Origin of the sequence: Mobiluncus holmesii ATCC 35242, assembly GCF_000185445.1 — a bacterium.
In the GTDB taxonomy this organism is placed as follows: Bacteria; Actinomycetota; Actinomycetes; order Actinomycetales; family Actinomycetaceae; genus Mobiluncus; species Mobiluncus curtisii.
Genome location: NZ_GL622346.1, coordinates 900562 through 921671 on the forward strand (window position 1 = coordinate 900562; position 21110 = coordinate 921671).

Sequence of the window (21110 nt, forward strand, 5' to 3'; positions counted from 1 at the left end):
CTGATTAGTGTTTCCGTGCAAATTCCGGGTGAAAGGGATTTGACCGGCATGTTTGCGTTAGGGTGGAAGTATGACTGAAACAGTGGATTTGTTGGAACTGGCTCCCGCCGCGGGTATTCACCTACCTAGGTACGTGCATACTCCGCCCGAGGATGATTCTGAGCTGACCAAACGGATGCGTCTGCTCTACAATCCGGACGTTCCAGCGCAAATCCCCGTCACTGATCAGTTGATGATCGACGTCTTGCGCACTCAGTCCAATAAATATCCCCGCCGTGTCGCTTTGGATTTTTTCGGCGCCACCACGACTTATCGGGAACTGGGCGAAAATGTGCAGCGCACTTCGGCGCTGCTACTTCAGCACGGGGTCAAGCGCGGGGATCGAGTTTCGGTTGTGGCTCCGAATTGTCCCCAGTTCGTCTATCTGCTCTATTCCTGCCTGCAGCTGGGAGTGGTGTGTGTGTTGCACAACCCGTTGGCTGCCCCAATGGAGTTGAAGTGGCAAATCGAAAATGCCGAATCGAAACTGGTTTTTGTATGGCAAAAGACTGCTTTAAGCGTCGCCGAAATGGTACGTGGCATGGACACCGAAATTATTTCTATCGATGTCTCTGCCGCCCTGCCGCGCCGGTTGCGTGTTGCCCTGCACCTGCCGATTAAGAAGGCCAAGGAGTTTCATAATCAGCTTTGCGACCCGCAAGCCAAGGATTTACCCGATTACGATACCCTGCTGGAAAAGCAAAAACCGCATAACCGCATCGTGCGAGTCGATCCTGACGTTCCCGCCGTGATGCTGCACACGGGCGGAACCACCGGCAAACCGAAAGCGGTTATTTTGACCAACCGCAACTTGGTGTCGAACTTATTTGCCAATACAACTTGGGTGACCAAGCTGCGTCCCGGCAAGGAAACCTGGTTCTGTGTTCTGCCGTTTTTCCACGCTTTCGGTCTGACCCTGTCTCTGAACGGTGCGATTGGTTTGGGAGCCACCGCGGTGATTTTCCCGAAATTCAGCACCAGAGCAGCCCTAGCCGCTCAACGCCGACGTCCGGGCACATTCATTGTGGGAGTGCCTCCGATTTTTGACCGGCTCGCGAAAGCAGCCGAGAACAACCCGAAGATTGACCTTTCAACTTTCCGATACGCCATTTCCGGAGCCATGCCACTGACCCAGGAGGTTGCAAAACGCTGGGAAAAAGCTACTTCCGGCTACATCATCGAGGGCTACGGGATGACGGAAACTTCTCCGACGGTATTGGGTTCCCCGATGAGCCCCGAACGCAAGCTCGGTTATATGGGTATCGTGTTTCCTTCCATTCAAGTGCGAGTCGTCGATCCCGACACCCTCGTTGATGTTGAACCTGGCGAAGTCGGGGAACTTATCGTCAAAGGACCGGGGTGCTCTCCCGGTTATTGGCGTGACCAAGTGGAAACCGATTTACTGTTCACCCCGGATCGTTGGTTGCGCACCGGCGACTTGGTTGAAGAACACGAGGGATTCTTACGGATGAGTGACCGTCGCAAAGAGCTCATCATCATTTCTGGTTTCAATGTCTACCCCTCGGTCGTGGAGGCAGCAATTGCTTCAATGCCCCAGGTCGCAGAGGTCGCCGTGGTCGGCATTCCCGATCAAGCTGACCCTGCCCGAGGTGAACAGGTCCATGCGGCAGTGGTGCTCAATCCCGGAGCGACCCTGACTTTAGACAAGATTCGAGATTGGGTTGCCGATTCACTCCCCCGTTACGCAATTCCGCGTTCAGTTTCCTTCCCCGAGCAGTTGGCACATAACCAACTGGGCAAGATTCAGCGTCGCAAAGTGCGTCAGACCGTTATGGAACGCCTCTCTGAAGGCTTCCGCATGTAGGGGTTATATCCGCGGAGGAAAGTGGCGTGACGGCTTCCTGAGGAATCCGGATCAGCTCCCGTCTAGCTGTGCGAATGATTCTTTAACGAAGCAATGGCGTCCTCAAAATCCTCCAGGGAATTGAATTCAGAATAAACCGAGGCGAAACGCAGATAGGCCACTTCATCCAGTTCCTTAAGCGGTTCCAAGATAGCTTTGCCGACTTCTTCGGAATTGATAATGGCCTTTCCGGAGGCACGCAGGGTTTCCTCCACGCCTTGCGCCATGAGAGCAAGCTGATCCTCGCTAACTGGACGACCTTGGGTAGCTTTAGCTAGACCGGCAATGACTTTACTGCGCCGGAACGGTTCCGTCGCTCCGGAGCGTTTTTTAATCAGCAACATTGTGGTTTCCAAAGTGGTGAAACGCCGACCGCAACTGGGACATTCGCGACGCCGCCGAATGGAGGCACCATCATCGGCAGTACGAGAATCAATCACTCGGGAATCCTCGTGATGACAAAACGGACAGTGCACGTCGCCCTCCTTAACCGCTGCAAGACTATAGGTTTCACCGTAAGTGCAAACCGAAGTTTTCGCAAGCTGGAGAATAGGGCTGGACACATCCATTTCAGTAAACCGGAACCAGCAGCGTTTGCCCGGCGTTCAACACAGAACTCGCATCCAAGGCATTTGCGTCCATCATATCCGCCAAGACCTCGTCAGCGGGGACACCGGTAGCGTTAGCAGCGGCAATGTCCCACATCGTGTCTCCCGGCACCACCGTGTGTAGCGTGAAATCCGTGGGGACGAAATCCGGGCTGAGCCCTAGCCCCAGCACCATCCCCAGGAACACCATCACGAGAGCAGCCAAGATAAACAGTGCCACGCGTAAAGCCGCGGCATCCCACGACAAAACCGACTGTGCAGATGCAACAGAGGACTCCCGCGCTTTTGAAACCAGATGTAAGTAAGCCGGACGAGATTGCCGCCCTCTCGAAGCACGCACCGCCGGATGATTTGGAGCTAGCTCACAAAGCTCAAAATCCGAGAAACTCGGCGCTAAAACCGCTGTCATGGTAGTCCCTCCATTCATTCGAACATTTGTTCGTTCGAACATCTGTACGTATAATATAAACCATCGCCGGCGCGTTGTCGAGTCAAAATCGAACATTTGTGCGACTATTGATTTTGAACGCAAAACCAGCCGGACGATTGCCAGTCTGACATAGACCCCAGAGACGAAAATCTGCGAGTTACGTCAGATGCCTTTTGCAGCTATTGCGCGCAAATTATCCAGATAAAAGGAGCAGCCGTGAGCGACCTGACCAAACGACAGCAGGAAGTATTAACCACCTTGTACCGGCTCAGTCAAAAGCTCGCCTATCCCCCTTCGGTGCGAGAACTCGCCGAGGCCATGGGTCTGTCCTCCCCATCCTCCGTCAAGCACCATCTGGATGTGCTGACCCAAAAGGGCTACCTGCGCCGCGCTCCCAACACCCCACGCGCTTTGGAATTTGTGAAACTTCCCGAGGGCTTCGAGACACCCTCACCAGACCCGGTATCCGGGGCATCCCAATCTGCCACCATTACCACCATTCCGGTGGGTATCGCGGACACTGCCGTGGCAACCCCGGTTCCCCTGGTAGGACAAATTGCAGCAGGTGCCCCCATCACAGCAGAGGAAATGGTTGAAGATACTTTTGCCCTGCCCCGACGCTTCACCGGTTCGGGCGAATTGTTCATGCTCACGGTAAAGGGCGATTCCATGCAAGAGGGCGGAATTTTAGACGGCGATTGGGTCGTGGTGCGCCACCAGAACGAAGCTCGCAATGGTGAAATCGTAGCAGCGATGCTTGACGGCGAGGCTACCGTAAAAGAATTTTCCCGCGCCGACGGTCACGTTTGGCTGCTGCCCCACAATGAAAACTATGCGCCCATCCCCGGCGACACAGCCACCATTTTAGGCAAGGTCGTCACCGTAATCCGTTCCCTGTGACGTTTGGGTCACAGCCCGCTCTAGGGAACTTGCTTTTGCAGTCGTCGCAAAGCGTCCAACACTACCTGAGAGTCTTCCGTAGGCCACAAGGGTGGCAAGGAGGCTCGCAAAAATCCTCCGTACCGCGCAGTCGCCAGACGTGAATCCAACACCGCGACTACCCCGCGATCCGTGGCTGAACGCAGCAGCCGCCCGGTTCCCTGTGCCAGCAACAGGGCGGCATGTGTCAGGGAGACTTCCATGAAGTCGCTGCCCCCAGCACGTTTAACCGCGTCACAGCGCGCCTCGATTACCGGGTCGCTGGGCACCGGGAAAGGGATGCGGTCAATCAACACTAAACGGCACGTATTGCCGGGTAAATCCACGCCCTGCCACAGGGAGAGAGTGCCCATTAAACAGGCGGAGGCGTCTTCGCGCATATCCTTGACCAGGGCTGCCATAGAATCCTCACCTTGGACCATGATGGGCAAATCGGTACGTTCTCTGAGCACTTCCCCAGCGCGCTCTGCCATCTTGCGTGAGGAAAACAGTCCCAATGCCCCACCCCCCGAGGCTTCCACCAAGTCGACCAGTCGATTCCAGAACACGTCGGGGTGCTCCCCCCGTGTGGGAGCCGGTAAGTCCCGTGCCAGGTACAAAATTCCTTGACGATCGTGACGGAATGGAGAACCGACGTCTAACGTCTCCGGCTTCGGAGTGTCGAGCTGCAAACCCATCTTGTGCACGAGCGGCGCAAAGGTACCCCCTAACTTGAGCGTGGCAGAGGTCGCGATGATGGCGTGTTCATTCCACAATCGATTCGCGAGCTTTCCCGCCACATCCAAGGGAGCGGTGTACAGCCGGGGTTCTTGGTCGCCATCACGTCCCCGAGTCAGCCACAGAATCGTTTCCCCGTTCGCAACAGATTCTGGGGTCATCGTCTCAAGCGTATCTAACAGGCTGGTCAGCGCGGCTTTCGCGACAGCAATCTTGGCTGCATCCGCGCGTTGCCCTCCGGTGGATTCTGTGTCAGCTCCGGCTTTCGCGCTTAATTCTGTCAGGGCAGTTTTCAAGGGTGACAGGGCCAGCATCCGGCATTCCGCTACCGCCGCGGGCATTTCCGTGAAACGGCTATCTTCCAAATTCTGCAGTGCCACGCCTAGCATGATGGCTTGCTGCGCGAGTTCCTCGCTACCGGAAACCCCCAAACTGGCTGCTGCTTTGGCACAGCTGGCCAACATATTGGCACTGAACTCAGTGGATGCCTGGGAACGTACCCTCTCGGATAGCTCATGAGCCTCGTCAATGATGATGGCCTCACACGGGGGTAAGGGATTCTGTTTTCCGGCAGCCTCCAGACCAATCATGGCGTGGTTAGTTACAACAATCTGCGCCTGCGCTGCCTTATCGCGAGCTGAAACTTGAAAGCATTCGGAACGAAACGGGCATTTTTCGCCGACACATTCCAAGCTGGACAGGGAAACCTGCCGCCAGGCTCGGGCGGTGATACCGCGCGGAGCTTCATCTCGATCCCCGGTCGTCGTTTCCCGAGCCCACTCGTAGAGTCTTTTCGTTTCAGCAGCAAATCCCTGCATTTGGCGTGTGGTTCTCGCCCCCGGTCCCGCCGTGGTCTCGCCACTTCCGGCAATCCCAGAAAACGGGGAATCTTCCATGGTGGAGAACAAATCGTCCTCGCTCCCTTCATATCCACCGTTCAATTTGTGCAGGCAGACATAGTTTTGCCAGCCTTTGAGGACCTCCACACGCAGGGCAGAACCGGTAACATTTTGCACCGCTTCCACCGCCAGGGGGGCATCTTTAGTAATAATTTGGCTTTGCAGAGCCAAAGTTGCAGTAGAAATCACCACGCGTGCGTCCTCGTGCAGGCAGTACAACAACGCCGGCAGTAAATATCCCAGAGATTTTCCGGTCCCAGTCCCAGCCTGAACTGCTAATTTTCCGCCTGATTGCAGTGTTCGTTCCACCGCAGCTGCCATCGCAGCCTGTCCTGGTCGTTCACTTCCTCCCAATAGAGACACCGCCGCAGTAAGTGCCTTTTGCAGCTCTGAACTGGGAATATAACCAGCAAAAGAATCCCCCGAAGCAGTCGGGTCGACCGCCGTCTCGTCATCTCTCGTTGGCGCCACTGTCGTCTCCCTCGCTGGTACCGCAATCATCTTCCATTGCTTGATTTAACAGTTTTGCCCCCAAAGCCGGAGGCACCCAAGCGTCTATGAAAGTGCCGTCTGCACGGTTCTGACGAGTCAAAAGTTTGCCGTCACGATATATTCGTTCTAATAGACCCGTGTTTTCCCACTTCACCACCACCCGGACTCGTTGCCCCGGCCACGGTAAACGGTCAGCGATGGATTGCTGCAGAGCTTCGATGCCTTTCCCAGTCCGGGCGGAAACATAGTATGCCTCTGGTAAGGAATGACGCAGCAACGCGAGGGCGGGAGCCGAAGCCTGATCGATTTTGTTTACCACCATCATCACGGGAATCTCCTCGATACCCTCCACAAGTTCCAGAGTGGCATCCACCGCCGCGACCTGCGCCATAGGGTCAGGGTTAGAACCATCCACAACATGCAAAATCAAATCAGCCATGGCGGTTTCTTCCAAAGTGGAACGAAACGCCTCAACCAGCTCGGTGGGCAGACGTCTCACGAACCCAACCGTATCTGCCAGAGTATATTCCCGACCCTCGGGAGTATGAGCCCGACGCACACTGGGATCAAGCGTGGCGAACAGGGCATCATGCACCAGCAGATTAGCCCCTGCCAAACGATTCAGCAACGAGGACTTACCAGCATTGGTGTACCCCACAATCGCGACCGCGGGTATTCCTCCCGCTTTACGACTGGCTCGTTTGGCCTCCCGGGTCGGAGCCAAAGCCTTCAGGTTGCGCCGTAGTCTTGCCATCCGGGACCGAATTCGACGCCTGTCGAGCTCAATTTTGGTTTCGCCCGGACCACGAGCGCCGATACCATCTCCCGCGGCAGCGCGTCCCCCGGCTTGCCGGCTCATAGATTCACCCCAACCGCGCAGCCGCGGCAGCAAGTATTCCAGCTGGGCCAGCTCCACCTGGGCTTTACCTTCCCGTGAGGTAGCGTGCTGGGCAAAAATATCCAAAATGAGGGCAGTGCGGTCGATGACCTTAACTTTCACCACGTCCTCCAGGGCGCGACGTTGACTGGGGGCTAACTCATCATCAACGATGACCGTGTCTGCCCCCAGAGTAGCAACCTGAGTTTGCAGCTCGTGGGCTTTTCCCCGTCCCAAGAAAGTTGCCACGTCAGGCTTATCACGCCGCTGCAACAACCCGGCAAGCACGACGGCTCCCGCCGTTTTCGCCAAGGCAGCAAGCTCTTGCAGAGACAGCTCAGCCTCGTCTCGGTCGGCGGCAAAAATCCCCACCACGATGACTTTTTCTAGGCGAACCTCACGGTACTCGACCTCACTAATGTCCTGCAGCTCGGAGCCAATAGATTCTACCCGCCCCAAGGCATAGCGATCAGCCCACCGCTGGGCTTGCTCAGCGCTGTCGAGCTGAGACCAGGATGCCATGTCGGACTCGGGCTCCCCTCCCGCCGGCGGCACAGCAGCGGGCGAAAGGAAATCCAAGTTCGGGTAATCCTCCGTGTTTTCCTGCAAGTTATAGTCCTTCCGCCTAGAATTTAGGGTATCTCCTAGCCCATGCAAGTAAAGGTTTGAGCTTTGGCTTTAAAGGATACAACGGACCCCGGAGACGAAAATTTCGATGCTCCGTCGGTTCGGCGTGTCTCCCCATTTGGTCAGTCGCTTCCACGCACGGCTCCCGTCCCCAGCCCCACCGACGATCGCCTCAAGAAGCGCCACAAATCCTTGTTCAATGTGCCTGACTGGCGCCCCGAGGAAGAAATTATCCTCGAAGCTGCTGAGCTCGATTCCACCATTATGGTTCCCGAAAGACTGCGCCGAACTAAGCCGAAGGTCATTGACTCCACCCCCGATAGAACCCCCACGGATTCCGCGCATCCTGCCGAAACAGATTCTTCGACACGCCCTGCTGCAGAAAACTCCGCTACATCACCAGCTGCGGGAACGACCGCAGATCAGACTGTCTATCCCGAACCTGGCACCCCCGCTTCATCTCCCCCAATAAAACCCGATAAGCCTGCGGACAAGCCCGGCACCGCTGGTGCGTCCAATCCTTCAAGAGCAGCGCAAAAACCCATTATTGCAGGCACTTCACGTCTAGTTTCGCAACACCCGGAACGCCCTCACGCGGCTTCGGGTCGGTCTGTCGAATCAGCAAACTTACGCTCGCCGGTGGAAATCGCCAATATCGGGGCACAATTGCTGGGAAATTTGCTGGTGTTAATGATTCCCACTCTGTGCGTGCTGTTACTCTCCGGGTGGGGTCCGCAAGAAATCGCGATTATTTTTGAAGATTTTTGGTCCTTTCTCGGTCTGGCAATCCTGGTCACCATAGTTCTAGTCGTTTTGGACGAAGCGGCACAAGTCGTGGCAGCACGTCTGAGTATTCCGCAACTGTTGGAGTGGATGATTGAGTTCGTGCTTTCCGCCTTGGGCGCGGGCGCTTGCCTATTTTTCTTTACGCACAGCATTTTGGGGGCGTTCTTGCTGGGGCTGATTGTTAGTGTACTCACTTCGTTAATTAGCCACGTGGTCGCTAAACTTTTCTGAGACAAGTTAGGAGGTCCCTTGAGTTCGCAGCCTGCCGGCGAGCACTATTTCGCATCCACCCCCCATTCCGAGGGTTCCGTTCGGGAACTAACGGTTTCTCTAGCCGGTCGTGATTTTCGCGTCACGACTGCGCATGGAGTTTTTTCCGGACAAGGTTTGGACAAGGGCACCGCGGTATTGTTGCGCAAGGTTCCCCCTCTGCCTTCCTCACAAGAGCTGGGTGGTTCCGGAGTTTTGGTCGACGTGGGCTGCGGATGGGGACCGTTAGCATTGACTTTAGCCGCCGAGCGTCCCTCCGCTCAGGTTTACGCCGTGGATGTAAACGCCCGCGCCCTGGAACTGACCAGAGCAAATGCGACCGCAAACGGACTGCACAATATCCAAGTGCTGAGTGAAGCTGACGCTTTTGCCGCATTGGGACCAAACTCTGTAGATGTGATTTGGTCGAACCCGCCGGTGCGCGTGGGCAAAATGGCACTACACGCCATGTGGGAGGCTTGGCGAACTCGCCTGAAGCCCGAGGGGGTTGCTTACCTGGTGATGGGACGCAACCTGGGATCCGATCCGTTCCTGGCATATCTCAATGAGCACGGCTGGATCGGGGAAAAAATCGCGTCATCGAAAGGATTCCGGGTACTGCAGCTGCGTCGCAGTGCCTGACATCGCCCCAAAGATTCCTGGAAAATGCGTCCTCCCTGCAGACTTAGGTAATTACATTCCCGCTCCGGTATTCCCGCGAAATGCCCACTTTCCTAGAAAATTATGACTTTACGCGGCGCGAAATTAATCGCGTCCCCGTTTTTACCCCAAAGCAAGAGCGTGCCCCGTAACATTTATGTATGCCGCAGCTGACCGCTCAACGTCCGCGGGTGGTGACACTAGACCGTATCTGCGAAGCTCTAGACGGCGTTTCTCGCAGTTATGTTGTGGACGTTTACGACTCTAGGCGCACAGTGATGATACCTGGCGCGACCGCCACCAGTTATATTGACTTGGTGTCGGGAATTTTGCGCGTGCGCTCGGTTTGGCGAGCCAGAGTTTCTATCCACGAACGTTCCCGGCTGCTGCCTTACGTCCTGCACCACAATCGCGAGGCGGTCGGTCCTCGAGTAGTGACTTTTTTGCACGATAATCACTATCACCTCTGCGCCCAAACGAGTGTCCAAGTCGCAGTCGGTATGGGCGACCAGCAGTTAGAAGCCCATCTGCTGCTGGCTTTGATTATGGCTGAACGTTTCTTTTCTGGCGTGGAAGCGGATTTTCCGTGCAACCAGAATGCGGAAAAGGACTTTTCCCATCATCTTCTGCTCCCGAAGCAAAACGTTATTCAGATTGTTCCGGGGTTTTCGGATAATTCTCTCACTGCACCGGTCAGCGTGGACTCAGTAGCTCAGGCAGCAGCCCGACTTGACCTGCGAGTGTACCGTGACGGCACGGTACTGCGCCTGCGTGATTCAGACGACTTGATAGTTTTGCGGATATTTGGGGAGGATACCTGGCTGTCCACATCTCTGCTGGTTGAGTTGGAGCAACCGTTTCTTGCCGAAAACTTGTTTACTGCCATCAATGAGTTAAATACCTGCAACGCCTTGGGCATAACTTCGGTTCTGGGGATGCGAACCCAGCCCTATCTGCGTTTTGATTATTTGGTTTCCGTAGGTGAAGGTTTGAGCGACCGCCAGTTAGACACAGAAATTGTGGCAGGAATGTCAGCGACCCAGAATCTGGCTGCGAACCTGCGCAAAAAAGCTCCGGCTCTGTTCCTCTAAGCCAGTTTGATTCCAGGTCATTTCCACCGTCCGCTTGTCGCGGCGGAACCACTTGATTTGTCGCCGCGACAGCTGCCGAGTCGCTAGCGCAGTGGCAGCGATACCGTCCTCCACCGTCATCTCCCCGCGCAGCACCGCCAGAGCCTGGCTGTACCCGGTGGCCTTTTGCGCGGTGATGCCCCAGGGGTGAACCCGGTCGGCAGCGAGTCGTGCCGTTTCCTCAAGCAGTCCTTGGCTAAACATTTCACGCGAACGCGCGTTGATACGTTCGTCCAGTTCATCAAGTTTTCGCGTCAGGTAAAACACGTGGGTGTCAGGCTGCCAGTATTCCCCGCGCGGCAAAGTCGCGGAAAATGGACGCCCGGTAATTTCCATGACTTCCAAGGCCCTGACCAGGCGACGCGCATTGAGCGGCTCAATGGTTTCGGCTGCTTTCGGGTCCTGGCGCTGCAAGATTCCATGAAGTTGTCTCGCTCCGAGCTGTTCCGCTTGCGCCTCCCATCTAGCGCGAACCGCGGGGTCGGTGGGAGGAAACTCCAGCACATCCAGCAATGCTCGCACGTACAGTCCGCTACCACCCACTACCAGAGGCAAAGCTCCGCGAGATTGAATCTCTGCCACGTCGGCGCGAGCATATTTCTGGTAAGCCGCCACCGAGGCTTCCGCATCGGGCCAGAGCACGTCTATCTGATGATGTGGAATTCCCTGACGTTCAGATTCCGGAGTTTTGGCAGTGCCTATGTCCATGCCTCGATACAGCTGAAAAGCATCCGCACTAATAATCTCTGCCCCGCCCGGAAATCTGGCGTTTAACTCCGGGTCATGGGACATTCGCTGCGCGAAATCCAACCCCAGGTTACTTTTTCCCGTAGCAGTCGGACCCACAATCGCCACAATCACGGTTAAGTTCCTATTTTGCCAATCCCGACTTAATACCGGGGATTCCCAAGAGGGTGCCACGAGGTTTTTCGAGATGCGCCACTTCCCACAAATCTCCGGCGTGAGTAGGACGTACGGTGAATTCGCCATCCGGAATGAGGGCAGAATCTGCCACGAGGTGATGCGGCGCGCCGTGGGTCACACGAACCGTCACGAAGTCTCCAGGACGAACTTTGATACCTTGCGGAACTGCAAAGTGAACCAGACGATTGTCCTGGGCGCGTCCGCTCATTCGAGCAGTGGCTTCGTCTTTGCGACCGCCCGCAGTGACCAGGACTTCCACGATCCGACCCTCTTGTTTTTCGTTTTCCTCCAAGGTGATTTTTTCTTGCAGTTCCAAAAGTCGTTGGTAGCGTTGCGCTACGACTTCCGGATCCACCTGGTCGTCTCGGTCGGCGGCAGGAGTGCCGGGTCGGCGTGAATAAATGAATGTAAACGCGGCTTGGAACCGCGCCTCACTGAGAACGTCAAGCGTGTCTTGGAAGTCAGCTTCGGTTTCTCCAGGAAAACCGACGATAACATCTGTGGTGATAGCAGCTTCCGGTATCGCTGACCTGACTTCTCGCAGAATCCTTAAAAATCGTTCCGACCGGTAGGAACGCCGCATCTGCCGCAAGATTCGGTCCGAACCAGATTGCAGTGGGAAGTGCAACGATGGCATTACTGTTGGAGTTTCCGCCATTGCCGCGATAACTTCCTCGGTAAAGGCAGCGGGATGGGGAGAAGTAAACCGGAGACGCTCCAATCCCGGCGTTTTTCCGACTTCTCGCAATAAATCTGCAAATGCGCCGCGTCTTCCGAAGCTCATTCCGTAACTGTTTACGTTTTGTCCCAAAAGGGTAACTTCCAAGGCACCTGCGTCTACTACCGCTTTGACCTCCGCCACGATGTCGGCGGGATTACGATCCCGTTCCCGCCCTCGCAGGGAGGGCACGATGCAAAAAGTACAGGTGTTGTTGCAACCTACCGAGATGGATACCCAAGCCGAAGCCGGAGACTGCCGATGCACAGGCAGGACGGAGGGGAATACTTTCAGGCTCTCCTCGATTTCCACCGCGGCCTCTTGGTTATGTTCAGCCCGTTTCAGCAGTACCGGAAGGGCATCGATATTATGCGTCCCAAAGACTGCATCCACCCACGGCGCCCGATCAATGATTTTCGAGCCTTCCTGCTGTGCGAAGCATCCGCCCACTGCAATCATCATTCCGGGGCGGTTACGTTTCACATCTGCCAGCTGTCCCAAATGACCATAGAGTTTCGTACCAGCAGCCTCACGTACCGAACAGGTATTTAAAACGACCAAGTCAGCCCCGCCGTCTCCGGCATTGGTGGCTCGTGCAGCTTTCTGCGGAACCTCAGCAACCGGCACCCAGCCGGCAGCATCAAGCAGACCTGCCATGCGTTCCGAGTCGTGTTCGTTCATCTGGCAGCCCAGCGTTTTCACCAGGTATGTTCGCGGAGTATCCATCACCGGCTCATTTTATGTCATGCCGCTTGCGCCCGTCACTTTCGCTATCTAACGCAACCTTCGACGTCTGCCGCGACCGGCGCCAGGTCTGGAATCCTCAGCCGAGATAAGACACCAGTAACTCCAAGGCTGCCCGTACAAAAGCCACGCGGATTTCGGCACGAGTGCCAGGCTGGTCTATCGCTTGCACTTCCGTCCCCTGTGGCGTGGTCAGACTGACAAACCCTTTCCCCGGTGCCACGCCTTCATCCGGACCAGGACCTGCAACTCCGGTGGTAGACAACGCAAAATCAGAGTGAAACATCTCTCGTACCGCAGTGCTCATCTGCTGTGCAACCTGGGGGTCATACGCGGTGTTAGTTCGCAGCAGCTCAGAGCTCACACTCAGTACCGCGGTTTTCATCTCATTGGTATAGGTCACCACTCCGCCGCGAAATGTTTGGGAAGCTCCGGGAATCCTGACAAAGGCATCTGCCAGCAGACCCCCGGTCAGTGATTCCGCACAAGAAATCGACATCCCTCTCTCAGTGAGTTTCCCCAACGCCTTGGTAGCTAAATCATCAACCGGTACTGCCTCACTCATCGTTTCGTCCCTCCAGGTTCCGCCCCTCGTCAACTCAGACCGTCCGCTTTCAAATCGTCCAGCACAGCATTAACTACTGTGGTGGCAAGCGCTGTGGAAAATCCACGTGTCGCCAAATAGCGCCACAGCTTAGCTTTCAGCTTCCGGAAATCCTCAAAATTGCTCAAATCTAAGCCCCGCCGCGCTGCCGCAAGTTTGCTCTCTAGCAGGGTCCGGGCGTTTTCTGTTTGCCATTCTGGATCCTCAGCGTCCAAAGCCGCTATGCCCGCGGTGATTGATTGCGTATCTAACCCACGCTTTTCCAAATCCGCGACCAACTTCGCTCGTGACATTCCTGGACGCCGGCAACGTTGGCGTAAGAATTCCACGGTGTAGTCGCGGTCATTGAGCCACCCACGGGCAGCGAAAGCTGCCACTACGTCATCAATAGCCGTCTCGCCGAATCCTTTGGCAGCGAGATAGTCGCGCATCTGTGACTCAGTGACTGCCCTGCGATCCAGCAGGGACAAACCAGCTTCCGCGGCGGCATCCGCCGCCGCGTCCACTACCCGTAAACTCATGAGGCTTTTTGAACTTTCTTGGCGGATGCACCTTTATCTGCAGCTTCATCGTCCATCACGACAGCGAGTTTCTGGCTCGCGGCAGACTCCGGTTGCGATTCTGCATTCGGGTCCTCACGCACACCTAAAGCAATGAGAATCTTGTCTTCAATTTCGGCACTAAGCTCGGGGTTATCCACCAAGAACTTTCGCACGTTCTCTTTTCCTTGACCCAACTGCATTTCGCCGTAGGTAAACCAAGAACCCGATTTCGTCACAATGCCTGAGTCCACCCCCAGGTCAATCAGACCACCCTCACGGGAAATGCCCTGACCATACATGATGTCGAATTCCGCTTGGCGGAAAGGCGGCGCCATCTTATTCTTCACAATCTTGGCACGAGTTCGGTTGCCGACGGCGTCCCCATTTTCTTTCAGCGTCTCAATCCGGCGCACGTCGATACGTACCGATGCATAGAACTTCAACGCTTTCCCGCCGGTCGTGGTTTCGGGAGAGCCAAAGAACACACCAATCTTTTCGCGCAACTGGTTAATAAAAATTGCGGTAGTACCCGTAGCCGACAGCGCTCCGGTAATCTTTCGCAGCGCTTGGCTCATCAAACGAGCCTGTAAGCCCACGTGGGAATCCCCCATATCCCCTTCGATTTCAGCCTTCGGCACCAGAGCCGCGACCGAGTCAATGACGATGATGTCCAGACCACCACTGCGAATCAACATATCCGCAATTTCTAGCGCTTGCTCTCCGGTGTCGGGTTGGCTGACCAGCAGATTGTCAATGTCAACACCGAGCTTTTGCGCATAAACCGGATCCAAAGCATGTTCCGCATCAATGAAAGCTGCGTTTCCGCCCTGCTTCTGAGCATTCGCCACCGCGTGTAAAGCCACAGTGGTCTTACCGGATGATTCTGGACCATAAATCTCAATAATGCGACCCCGCGGAAGCCCCCCAATCCCCAAAGCCACGTCCAGGGCTACTGAACCCGTAGGAATGACCGAAACATTTGTGTTCACAGCCGAGTCGCCCAGCCGCATCACGGAACCTTTGCCAAACTGCTTATCAATCTGACCTAGCGCAGTTTGCAACGCTTTTGCGCGTTCGTCTTTTGCCATTGCGTATTCCTTTCATCTACGCGGCTCTCCGCCGCCCCAATAGTTCGGGTGTGATCGTTGAGCTCCTCTCCGAAGCTCTCAAGATGAACTTACGCCCCACCCCGGAAGCGAAAAATCGAAAGTTTTTTCACCTGTGGAAAAGTCCCTTTCAACTCATCTGTGGAAAACATTATATCGAACATGCGTTCGAATCATCCGACACGCCGACCGACCGCAAGAATTCCACACTACCCGCCCTTTTGCATCCATCCATTCCCACCCCGCTAAAGCAAGTCGACCTGGTCCCGCCCGAAGCTACTGCAACTTTTGACGATTCTTTTACTAAAGAAACCTGCGCGAGAAGCCACTCGAAACGCGTGATTGCCTAAAATTCTGGTGCATTTTGCCGATGTAGAGACTGTCGCTAGGAAAGTGACCGGAGTCTATTTAGCCACGGAGGGCGAGATGGCCACAATGTTTGCCATGCGTGATTTCGGGATACGGAATCTTTACGTTCCCGGAATGGCTCAGCGTGCCGAAATTCGCTCTTTTGCCCAAAAGAATGGCACACTCACCGATGAGCACAAAAAGGCTCTGGATGCCCTCGATAAGTTTGAAATGGAACAAGCCCGCGCCCGCGCTTTGGCAAAGCAAAAACAAACAAAATCACGAAATTTCGGCGCCTCCGCGGGGACTAGCATCTCGATTGGTTTTGCCGCTGATTCCGCGCAGGCCAAGAGTTTGGCACGCAGCTATGAGGCCGATGCGATGACATATTCAATGCAGGCTCGCGTCGCCGCGGACATGGGCAATGATGCCGCCGCTCGCTGCTTTGAGGCCAAAGCTCGCCAGGCAGTGAGCGACGCTAACAAAATGTATGCCAAGGCCGCTGAGCTGGGTCGACAGGAAGCTGAGAGGCGCAAGGAAAAAATCGAACGCGAAGGCAAAGAGCGAATTGAACGGCGCAAGGCGATGGAAAAAGCCCGCGAAGCTGCTGCCGAAGCGAAACGCAAGCGTCTGGAAATCGCGCAAAAGAAAGTTTCAGAGGGCTGGACACACCTGCGCGAAGCCGAAAAGGCAACTCAAAAACGCAAGAAGGCGGAAGCTGAGATGTGGGCTAAGCGCATCGAAGAAAGCCAGTTCTGGATTCATCAGATGCACCTGGTTCAGATGGGTCAACACCCTGACCAAGCCATCGCTCAGGCTCAGATTCAAGCCTTTCACGATGCAGCTACCTCAGTCGCCGTAGTCGCTCCGGACTTTACTCCCGCAAAAGCTCCTGCGGAGCAAGTAATCGTTTAGGATTCCGCTTCATTTTCCGTCACTGCACAAGGGCGGTGAATGGATCTTTCGGTCCTGGTATTGTTTTGGGGCTCGTCCCGTGATTTCAGGAGGACAACCCCTGTTTTCGCCGTGACCAGGTGGTTTGATTGCGCAGCGTTCCAACAGCCCAGCAAATCAGGAATATCAGGAAAGAAATCGTGGTGATATAGGGCGAAATTGGCAATCCCGGTCCGAGAGAGAGCAGGATTCCTCCCTCCGCGGCAATCAGGGCAAACAGCACTGACCAAGCGTGCTGGCGCAGTGGATTCGCTGAGATGCGCGCAGCCGCTGCCCCCGGCGTAATCAGCAGTGACAAAACCAACAACGCTCCCACCATCTGTACCGCTAGCGCCACGACCAAACCGAGAATAAGCATGAAACACAAATTCATCACGCGAGGGGAAACCCCTTTGGATAAAGCGACTACCGGATCTACCGCTGCATAATACAGGCGGCGCCCAAAACAAGCTATAGTGACCAAAACCAAGATTCCAACAACGGCAAATACCGTCAGCTGGTTTTCATCCACGGACACAATCTGACCCGTCAGGAGCCCAAATTTGTTGGCAGAACGCCCTTTGTAAAGCGCTAGGAACAGCACCCCAATACCCAATCCAAACGGTAGCAGCACTCCGATAAGGGCATTTGTGCCCCAGCGCCGGGTGTAGGTTGCGGACATTAATAGTGCCGCCACGATAGAGCCTGCGATAGCTCCCCCGGTGACACTGGCTCCGAGGAACAGCGCCACGGATGCTCCGGCAAAAGATAGTTCAGACGTTCCATGAACTGCAAAAGCCGCATCTCGCAGCTGCACCAACGGACTGAGAATCCCGGAAACAACAGCCAAAATTGCCGCTGCAACCAGCGATTCCCGAACCAGCGGTACCAGTTGCCAGAAGTCATGAAAATTGATGATTGCCTCCATTAGTGACCCGCTTCCTTCGGATTGTGCGGCGACTCGGCTGATTCAAAATGGCTGGCATGATGGTGTCCATGCAGAGCTTCCTCTACAAAGCCGGAATCGGTCCCGTTCTGGGCACCCACCACGAAATAGGTCCCTCCCAAGTTAACGACGCGAACTTCTTCACCGTATAAAGCCGACAAAGTTTCACTGGACATGACTTCTGGCACCGAGCCGACCGCAGCTCGTCCGAGGGCGATATAGACTACTGTATCCAGCAGTTTCTCCACCGGGTTCAGCTCGTGTGTGACCAACAGAATTGCAGTGCCCTGCGATGACAGGTTGTCAAAAATCTTCACAATGTCAGCTTGGTGTTTGAGGTCAAGGGAGGCCAAGGGTTCATCGACCAGCAGCAAATCGGGACGTTCCACGATGGCGGCTGCGATACGCAAACGCTGCAGCTCACCCCCGGAAAGTCCACTAATCGGTACGTCTGCGTAGCTCTGTGCCCCGACCAGGGCTAAAGCCCGCTCGACTTTATCCCGCGCGCCGGCGGAACTCCAGAATCCCAGTTTGGCTCCGTCAAGCCCTAAGTACACCACGTCCCGTCCGCGAATCTGCACAGATTTCGGGAAACGCCCATGCTGTGGAAGATACGAAATTTTTGCGGTGTCTTGGCGGAAAATAATGCCGTTGGCAGGCTTCACATCACCGAGCACCGACTTTAGCAGAGTCGTTTTGCCAGCCCCATTTTGTCCCAAGATTCCGACTACCTGCCCCGGTTGAACCCTGAGATTCAAACCGGAAAACACCTGCCGTGTCCCGTATCGCAGTGTCACGTCTCGCATTTCTAGGAGCGGTTCTTCCCCCATCTGAACTTTTCCTTCCCCGTCCCCCGGTTTATTTCCTGGCTCCGTCTACCTTAACGTATTTTGTCCGGGCTCCAGGAGCTGCGCTCTGATCTGAAGCCCGGACAGTTTTATACCCTACTCATGTATTACTTTAAAGCATTGTCAATCTGATCTAGGGCTGCACCAATCCAGCTGACATAGTCGCTAGCTCCTGCCAAGGTCTCGGTTAATGTCACCACCGGGATACCTTTCGCTTTCGCAGCGTCCTGCAAGTCCTGAGACACCGGGTCTTCCGTCTGGGAGTTAAGCAGCAGCATATCCACTTTCCCATCCGTAATCAGAGCCTTGGTATCAGCTTGCGTCTTCACGCTGGGACCAGATTCAGTTTCGGATTGTTCCACGTATTCCTCGGGAGTCAAGTCATGAATGCCGGCATCTTCCAACAGATAGTTCGCCAATGGTTCAGTGGCGAGAGAATGCTTTTCGCCCCGTGCCTTAATCTGTTCCGCCTGCGATTCCAATTCATCCAGCTTGCCTTGGAATGTTTTTGCTGCATCTTGGTAAGCCGCAGCATTATCGCTGTCTGCCTTGCTCATCGTGCTAGCCACAGCTTTCGCAACTTCGCTTACCGCGTGCAAGTCATAAAAAACGTGTTCGTTTACCGCGCAATGGTGGTGGTGATGGTGATGGTGGTGCCCTTCGTGCTCATGACCTTCTTCATGAGCTTCTTCATGCTCGTGCTCGTGAGCTTCCTCATGCTCGTGAGCTTCCTCATGCTCGTGAGCTTCCTCATGCTCGTGAGCTTCCTCATGCTCATGGCCTTCTTCGTGCTCGTGCGCATCTTCATGCTCGTGTCCGGCCTCATGATCATGCCCCTCAGCGTCACCACAATCTATGCCTGCCAATTCCACAGCATTGAGCACAGTTGGTTTTTTGCCTGCTGACTTAGCCAACTGCAGCGCCCAATCGTCATAGCCGCCTCCGTTCACGATTACCACAGAAGCTTGGTTCACAAGTTTCTTGTCCTTGACACTCGCTTCGTAGGAATGCGGATCCAGGTTTGGCTGGTCAATCGACGTAATCACATCGGCTTTATCCCCCACCACAGCTTTAGCCACTGATGCCCACACATCAGTAGACGCGTACACCGTAGGTTTCGCCGCAGCGTCCCCTGCCGCGTCTTTGGTTTGCGTATCGTTTGTGGTCGAACAGGCGGACATACTCACGGCTAATGCAGCGGCGCCGAACAAGGCGCCAACAGTTTGCAACTTCATGTTTTCCTTTCCCTTACGGGTTTAGTTTTATTCTTATTGCGAATCGTTCTCATTATCACTCAACTGGAAAACGCTGTCAAAACGAGACACAATGTTAGGCAAGAAGCGCAAAAATGAGAGGGAAACTATCAATGGGCAACGATAAACCGACACCCCCAAGCCCCGCCCGTCAGCGCAAAACGCGGCAGCTAGAAGCCGTTCTCTCCGCCGTCAGAGGAGTGACCGATTTTCAATCTGCCGCCGATGTCTTTACAAAACTCCAACTCAAAGACAATCCTGTGGGGTTGGCGACCGTTTATCGTAATCTCGCAGCACTGGCGGATGAAGGCATCCTGGACACGGTAAGGTCCACCGACGGCACGACGCTGTACCGAGAATGTGAGAGCTCCGAACACCATCACCACCTGGTGTGCCGCAACTGCGGAAAGACCGAAGAATTCCACTTGAAAGGGTTAGAGAAAACGCTCAACGAGATGGGTCAAGAAATGGGTTTTTCCGCATTAAATCACATAGTTGAGCTGACCGGCATCTGCTCGGAATGTGCTGATAAAGAATAATCCGGTTTTATGTATATTGAGTTTATTGCAAGATTTGTCCTTTGAGCAGTCCGATGAGCCTATCTAATACCCGCGGGTCTTGACGCAGACCGTTGTGCTCGTATTCACTGGTGACCCACAGCCGGCAATCCTTCAAGAGCCGGGCAGTCTCGACAGAAAACCGCAACGGCACATAAGCATCTTCGTAATACGCTGCCGCCGCGACTGGTACGTCGGCGCTTGCCAGACGCGTAGCGGAATACAATTGCTCCCATTCCTGATTGGCAATTATCTCAGCAGTTTCACGTAAAGGTCGCAGCTCAGATGACTCCTCAAACAGGTCACGAGGTAGGTGCTCTCCCGCGAAAAATGTCCCATCATCTTTTACTTCTGGTGGCATGGTACGGCTAGCCGCCCAGCGCGTGCTTACTCCGTCCGCATAACAAGACTCATGCAGGATGGCATAAAGCGGATTGCGTCCCCCAAATGGCAGCATATCTGCTAAATCATGACGAAATGCGGGCGAATACGGATCATTTTCCAGCAGTTCATGCAACTTCATACCTCCGCCTTGCGCGCCCAAGACAATTCCGACGGTACGCCACCAATCCGCGCCGACTTTATCACCGTTTGGTGTAACAACCTTCCCTTCCTGCGCCAGGTCATAAATCTGTCGCACCCGGTCGCGATCCTCAGGAAAACGGCGATAGTAGGTTTCGGATTTGTCCATCATTATCCGCCAAGTTTCCGCGTAAATATCCTCGATGGGGCGACCCACCGCTGTCAGACCACCCGTCAGGATAGCTCCAGACAGACCTTCCGGATGAGAGCTGAGATAACGTACGGAAGTAAATCCCCCAAAGGACTGCCCCAACAGTGTCCAGGGCTCCCCTCCCAGGTAAGCACGCAGGGCTTCGGCATCTCGAACAATCTCATCAGCACGCAAGTGCGTCAGATATTCTGCCTGTGCAGATGGGGTCAGCCCCGCCAGGGGACCAAAATCCAAATCTGCCGAAACCGGGGTAGAGCGCCCCGTACCGCGCTGATCAAGCATGACGACTTGATAGTCCTCGAGAGCGCGCGGCAACCAAGATGGCTGTGGCGAAGGGTACAGTGAAGGTCGGGCTGCCTCGTGTCCGGGACCACCTTGCAGGAACAGCAGGTAAGGGCGCTTTTCCCCCTCCTGACCGGTGACGACTCGCGCAAAGATGTCAATCATCCCTGCAGCGGGGTTGCGGTGATCCAGCGGTACTTGCAAAGTAATTTCACGGAGTTTCAGTCCCGGCAACAATTTCACTTCTTCACTCAT

Annotated in this window: 21 protein-coding genes; 8 read left to right on the forward strand and 13 right to left on the reverse strand. The window is 55.0% G+C overall.

The features are described 5' to 3' along the window. Positions 1-70 precede the first annotated feature (70 nt). Positions 71-1864 carry an AMP-binding protein gene (locus HMPREF0576_RS03815; RefSeq protein ID WP_004010746.1) on the forward strand — a complete coding sequence of 598 codons (1794 nt, stop codon included), beginning with the start codon at positions 71-73 and terminating at the stop codon, positions 1862-1864. Between the two features lie 62 nt (positions 1865-1926). Here the strand turns inward: HMPREF0576_RS03815 and nrdR are convergent, their stop codons facing one another. Together nrdR and HMPREF0576_RS09525 are read right to left on the reverse strand one after the other, a co-directional pair. Next, positions 1927-2379 carry a transcriptional regulator NrdR gene (nrdR, locus tag HMPREF0576_RS03820; protein WP_036324506.1) on the reverse strand — a complete coding sequence of 151 codons (453 nt, stop codon included), beginning with the start codon at positions 2377-2379 and terminating at the stop codon, positions 1927-1929. A gap of 94 nt (positions 2380-2473) precedes the next feature. Further along, on the reverse strand, positions 2474-2920 hold the full coding sequence (locus HMPREF0576_RS09525) for a LysM peptidoglycan-binding domain-containing protein (RefSeq protein WP_236585868.1): 447 nt from the start codon (positions 2918-2920) through the stop codon (positions 2474-2476). Between the two features lie 237 nt (positions 2921-3157). On the opposite strand from HMPREF0576_RS09525, the gene lexA reads away from it, so the two are divergent. Beyond that, positions 3158-3841, forward strand: coding sequence for a transcriptional repressor LexA (gene lexA / locus HMPREF0576_RS03830; RefSeq protein WP_004010747.1), 684 nt, complete (start codon positions 3158-3160; stop codon positions 3839-3841). A 20-nt stretch (positions 3842-3861) separates the two neighbouring features. Here the strand turns inward: lexA and HMPREF0576_RS03835 are convergent, their stop codons facing one another. Then, a complete protein-coding gene (locus tag HMPREF0576_RS03835; RefSeq protein ID WP_004010748.1) occupies positions 3862-5997 on the reverse strand; it encodes an ATP-dependent DNA helicase in 2136 nt (711 codons plus the stop codon). After that, entirely contained in the window at positions 5948-7522 is a 1575-nt protein-coding gene (hflX, locus tag HMPREF0576_RS03840; protein ID WP_004010749.1) for a GTPase HflX, read from the reverse strand. The genes HMPREF0576_RS03835 and hflX overlap by 50 nt, the downstream gene beginning before the upstream one ends. Positions 7523-7537: 15 nt before the next feature. Here hflX and HMPREF0576_RS03845 point away from each other — a divergent pair, with 15 nt between their 5' ends. From HMPREF0576_RS03845 to HMPREF0576_RS03855, 3 genes are all read left to right on the forward strand, one after another. Further along, on the forward strand, positions 7538-8509 hold the full coding sequence (locus tag HMPREF0576_RS03845; RefSeq protein WP_004010750.1) for a hypothetical protein: 972 nt from the start codon (positions 7538-7540) through the stop codon (positions 8507-8509). A gap of 18 nt (positions 8510-8527) precedes the next feature. Continuing rightward, entirely contained in the window at positions 8528-9169 is a 642-nt protein-coding gene (locus tag HMPREF0576_RS03850; RefSeq protein WP_004010751.1) for a class I SAM-dependent methyltransferase, read from the forward strand. Positions 9170-9348: 179 nt separating this feature from the next. Next, complete coding sequence (locus HMPREF0576_RS03855; protein ID WP_245527326.1) at positions 9349-10278, forward strand: type III secretion system chaperone family protein; 930 nt, start codon at positions 9349-9351, stop codon at positions 10276-10278. Here the strand turns inward: HMPREF0576_RS03855 and miaA are convergent. The 5 genes from miaA to recA all read right to left on the reverse strand — a co-directional run bounded on the left by miaA (position 10219) and on the right by recA (position 14937). Then, positions 10219-11178 (reverse strand): tRNA (adenosine(37)-N6)-dimethylallyltransferase MiaA, encoded by a 960-nt coding sequence (miaA, locus tag HMPREF0576_RS03860; protein WP_004010753.1) that lies wholly within the window; start codon positions 11176-11178, stop codon positions 10219-10221. The genes HMPREF0576_RS03855 and miaA overlap by 60 nt on opposite strands. Before the next feature lie 10 nt (positions 11179-11188). After that, positions 11189-12685 (reverse strand): tRNA (N6-isopentenyl adenosine(37)-C2)-methylthiotransferase MiaB, encoded by a 1497-nt coding sequence (gene miaB, locus HMPREF0576_RS03865; RefSeq protein ID WP_004010754.1) that lies wholly within the window; start codon positions 12683-12685, stop codon positions 11189-11191. A gap of 97 nt (positions 12686-12782) precedes the next feature. Next, positions 12783-13268, reverse strand: a complete 486-nt coding sequence (locus HMPREF0576_RS03870; RefSeq protein ID WP_004010757.1) for a CinA family protein — start codon at positions 13266-13268, stop codon at positions 12783-12785. Positions 13269-13297: 29 nt separating this feature from the next. Beyond that, positions 13298-13828, reverse strand: a complete 531-nt coding sequence (locus HMPREF0576_RS03875) for a regulatory protein RecX (RefSeq protein ID WP_004010758.1) — start codon at positions 13826-13828, stop codon at positions 13298-13300. Continuing rightward, entirely contained in the window at positions 13825-14937 is a 1113-nt protein-coding gene (gene recA / locus HMPREF0576_RS03880; protein ID WP_004006944.1) for a recombinase RecA, read from the reverse strand. Before recA ends, HMPREF0576_RS03875 begins: the two co-directional genes overlap by 4 nt. A gap of 83 nt (positions 14938-15020) precedes the next feature. On the opposite strand from recA, the gene HMPREF0576_RS03885 reads away from it, so the two are divergent. Next, entirely contained in the window at positions 15021-15305 is a 285-nt protein-coding gene (locus HMPREF0576_RS03885; RefSeq protein WP_245527327.1) for a hypothetical protein, read from the forward strand. A 7-nt stretch (positions 15306-15312) separates the two neighbouring features. Next, entirely contained in the window at positions 15313-16218 is a 906-nt protein-coding gene (locus HMPREF0576_RS03890) for an exopolyphosphatase (protein ID WP_236585866.1), read from the forward strand. Between the two features lie 85 nt (positions 16219-16303). On the opposite strand, the gene HMPREF0576_RS03895 is transcribed toward HMPREF0576_RS03890, so the two are convergent. The 3 genes from HMPREF0576_RS03895 to HMPREF0576_RS03905 form a co-directional block, all read right to left on the reverse strand. After that, a complete protein-coding gene (locus tag HMPREF0576_RS03895; protein ID WP_004010759.1) occupies positions 16304-17164 on the reverse strand; it encodes a metal ABC transporter permease in 861 nt (286 codons plus the stop codon). Next, the gene (locus HMPREF0576_RS03900; protein WP_004006948.1) at positions 17164-18012 is read right to left on the reverse strand and encodes a metal ABC transporter ATP-binding protein; all 849 of its coding nucleotides are present in this window, start codon (positions 18010-18012) and stop codon (positions 17164-17166) included. The genes HMPREF0576_RS03895 and HMPREF0576_RS03900 overlap by 1 nt, the downstream gene beginning before the upstream one ends. Positions 18013-18137: 125 nt before the next feature. Further along, positions 18138-19265, reverse strand: a complete 1128-nt coding sequence (locus HMPREF0576_RS03905; protein ID WP_004010760.1) for a metal ABC transporter solute-binding protein, Zn/Mn family — start codon at positions 19263-19265, stop codon at positions 18138-18140. A gap of 113 nt (positions 19266-19378) precedes the next feature. On the opposite strand from HMPREF0576_RS03905, the gene HMPREF0576_RS03910 reads away from it, so the two are divergent. Further along, entirely contained in the window at positions 19379-19822 is a 444-nt protein-coding gene (locus HMPREF0576_RS03910; protein WP_231294148.1) for a Fur family transcriptional regulator, read from the forward strand. 22 nt (positions 19823-19844) lie between these two features. Here HMPREF0576_RS03910 and HMPREF0576_RS03915 read toward each other — a convergent pair whose 3' ends face one another. Then, positions 19845-21110, reverse strand: a complete 1266-nt coding sequence (locus HMPREF0576_RS03915) for an alpha/beta fold hydrolase (RefSeq protein ID WP_245527328.1) — start codon at positions 21108-21110, stop codon at positions 19845-19847.

Bases quoted from the DNA above. Each gene is read 5' to 3' on its own strand.
- HMPREF0576_RS03905 (WP_004010760.1), bottom strand. From the start codon at position 19,265: ATGAAGTTGCAAACTGTTGGCGCCTTGTTCGGCGCCGCTGCATTAGCC.
- miaB (WP_004010754.1), bottom strand. From the start codon at position 12,685: ATGGATACTCCGCGAACATACCTGGTGAAAACGCTGGGCTGCCAGATG.
- HMPREF0576_RS03900 (WP_004006948.1), bottom strand. From the start codon at position 18,012: ATGGGGGAAGAACCGCTCCTAGAAATGCGAGACGTGACACTGCGATAC.
- HMPREF0576_RS09525 (WP_236585868.1), bottom strand. From the start codon at position 2,920: ATGACAGCGGTTTTAGCGCCGAGTTTCTCGGATTTTGAGCTTTGTGAG.
- recA (WP_004006944.1), bottom strand. From the start codon at position 14,937: ATGGCAAAAGACGAACGCGCAAAAGCGTTGCAAACTGCGCTAGGTCAG.
- HMPREF0576_RS03815 (WP_004010746.1), top strand. From the start codon at position 71: ATGACTGAAACAGTGGATTTGTTGGAACTGGCTCCCGCCGCGGGTATT.
- HMPREF0576_RS03885 (WP_245527327.1), top strand. From the start codon at position 15,021: ATGAACTTACGCCCCACCCCGGAAGCGAAAAATCGAAAGTTTTTTCAC.
- HMPREF0576_RS03895 (WP_004010759.1), bottom strand. From the start codon at position 17,164: ATGGAGGCAATCATCAATTTTCATGACTTCTGGCAACTGGTACCGCTG.
- HMPREF0576_RS03835 (WP_004010748.1), bottom strand. From the start codon at position 5,997: ATGATTGCGGTACCAGCGAGGGAGACGACAGTGGCGCCAACGAGAGAT.
- HMPREF0576_RS03915 (WP_245527328.1), bottom strand. From the start codon at position 21,110: ATGAGTGAAGAAGTGAAATTGTTGCCGGGACTGAAACTCCGTGAAATT.
- HMPREF0576_RS03870 (WP_004010757.1), bottom strand. From the start codon at position 13,268: ATGAGTGAGGCAGTACCGGTTGATGATTTAGCTACCAAGGCGTTGGGG.
- HMPREF0576_RS03855 (WP_245527326.1), top strand. From the start codon at position 9,349: ATGCCGCAGCTGACCGCTCAACGTCCGCGGGTGGTGACACTAGACCGT.
- HMPREF0576_RS03910 (WP_231294148.1), top strand. From the start codon at position 19,379: ATGAGAGGGAAACTATCAATGGGCAACGATAAACCGACACCCCCAAGC.
- HMPREF0576_RS03875 (WP_004010758.1), bottom strand. From the start codon at position 13,828: ATGAGTTTACGGGTAGTGGACGCGGCGGCGGATGCCGCCGCGGAAGCT.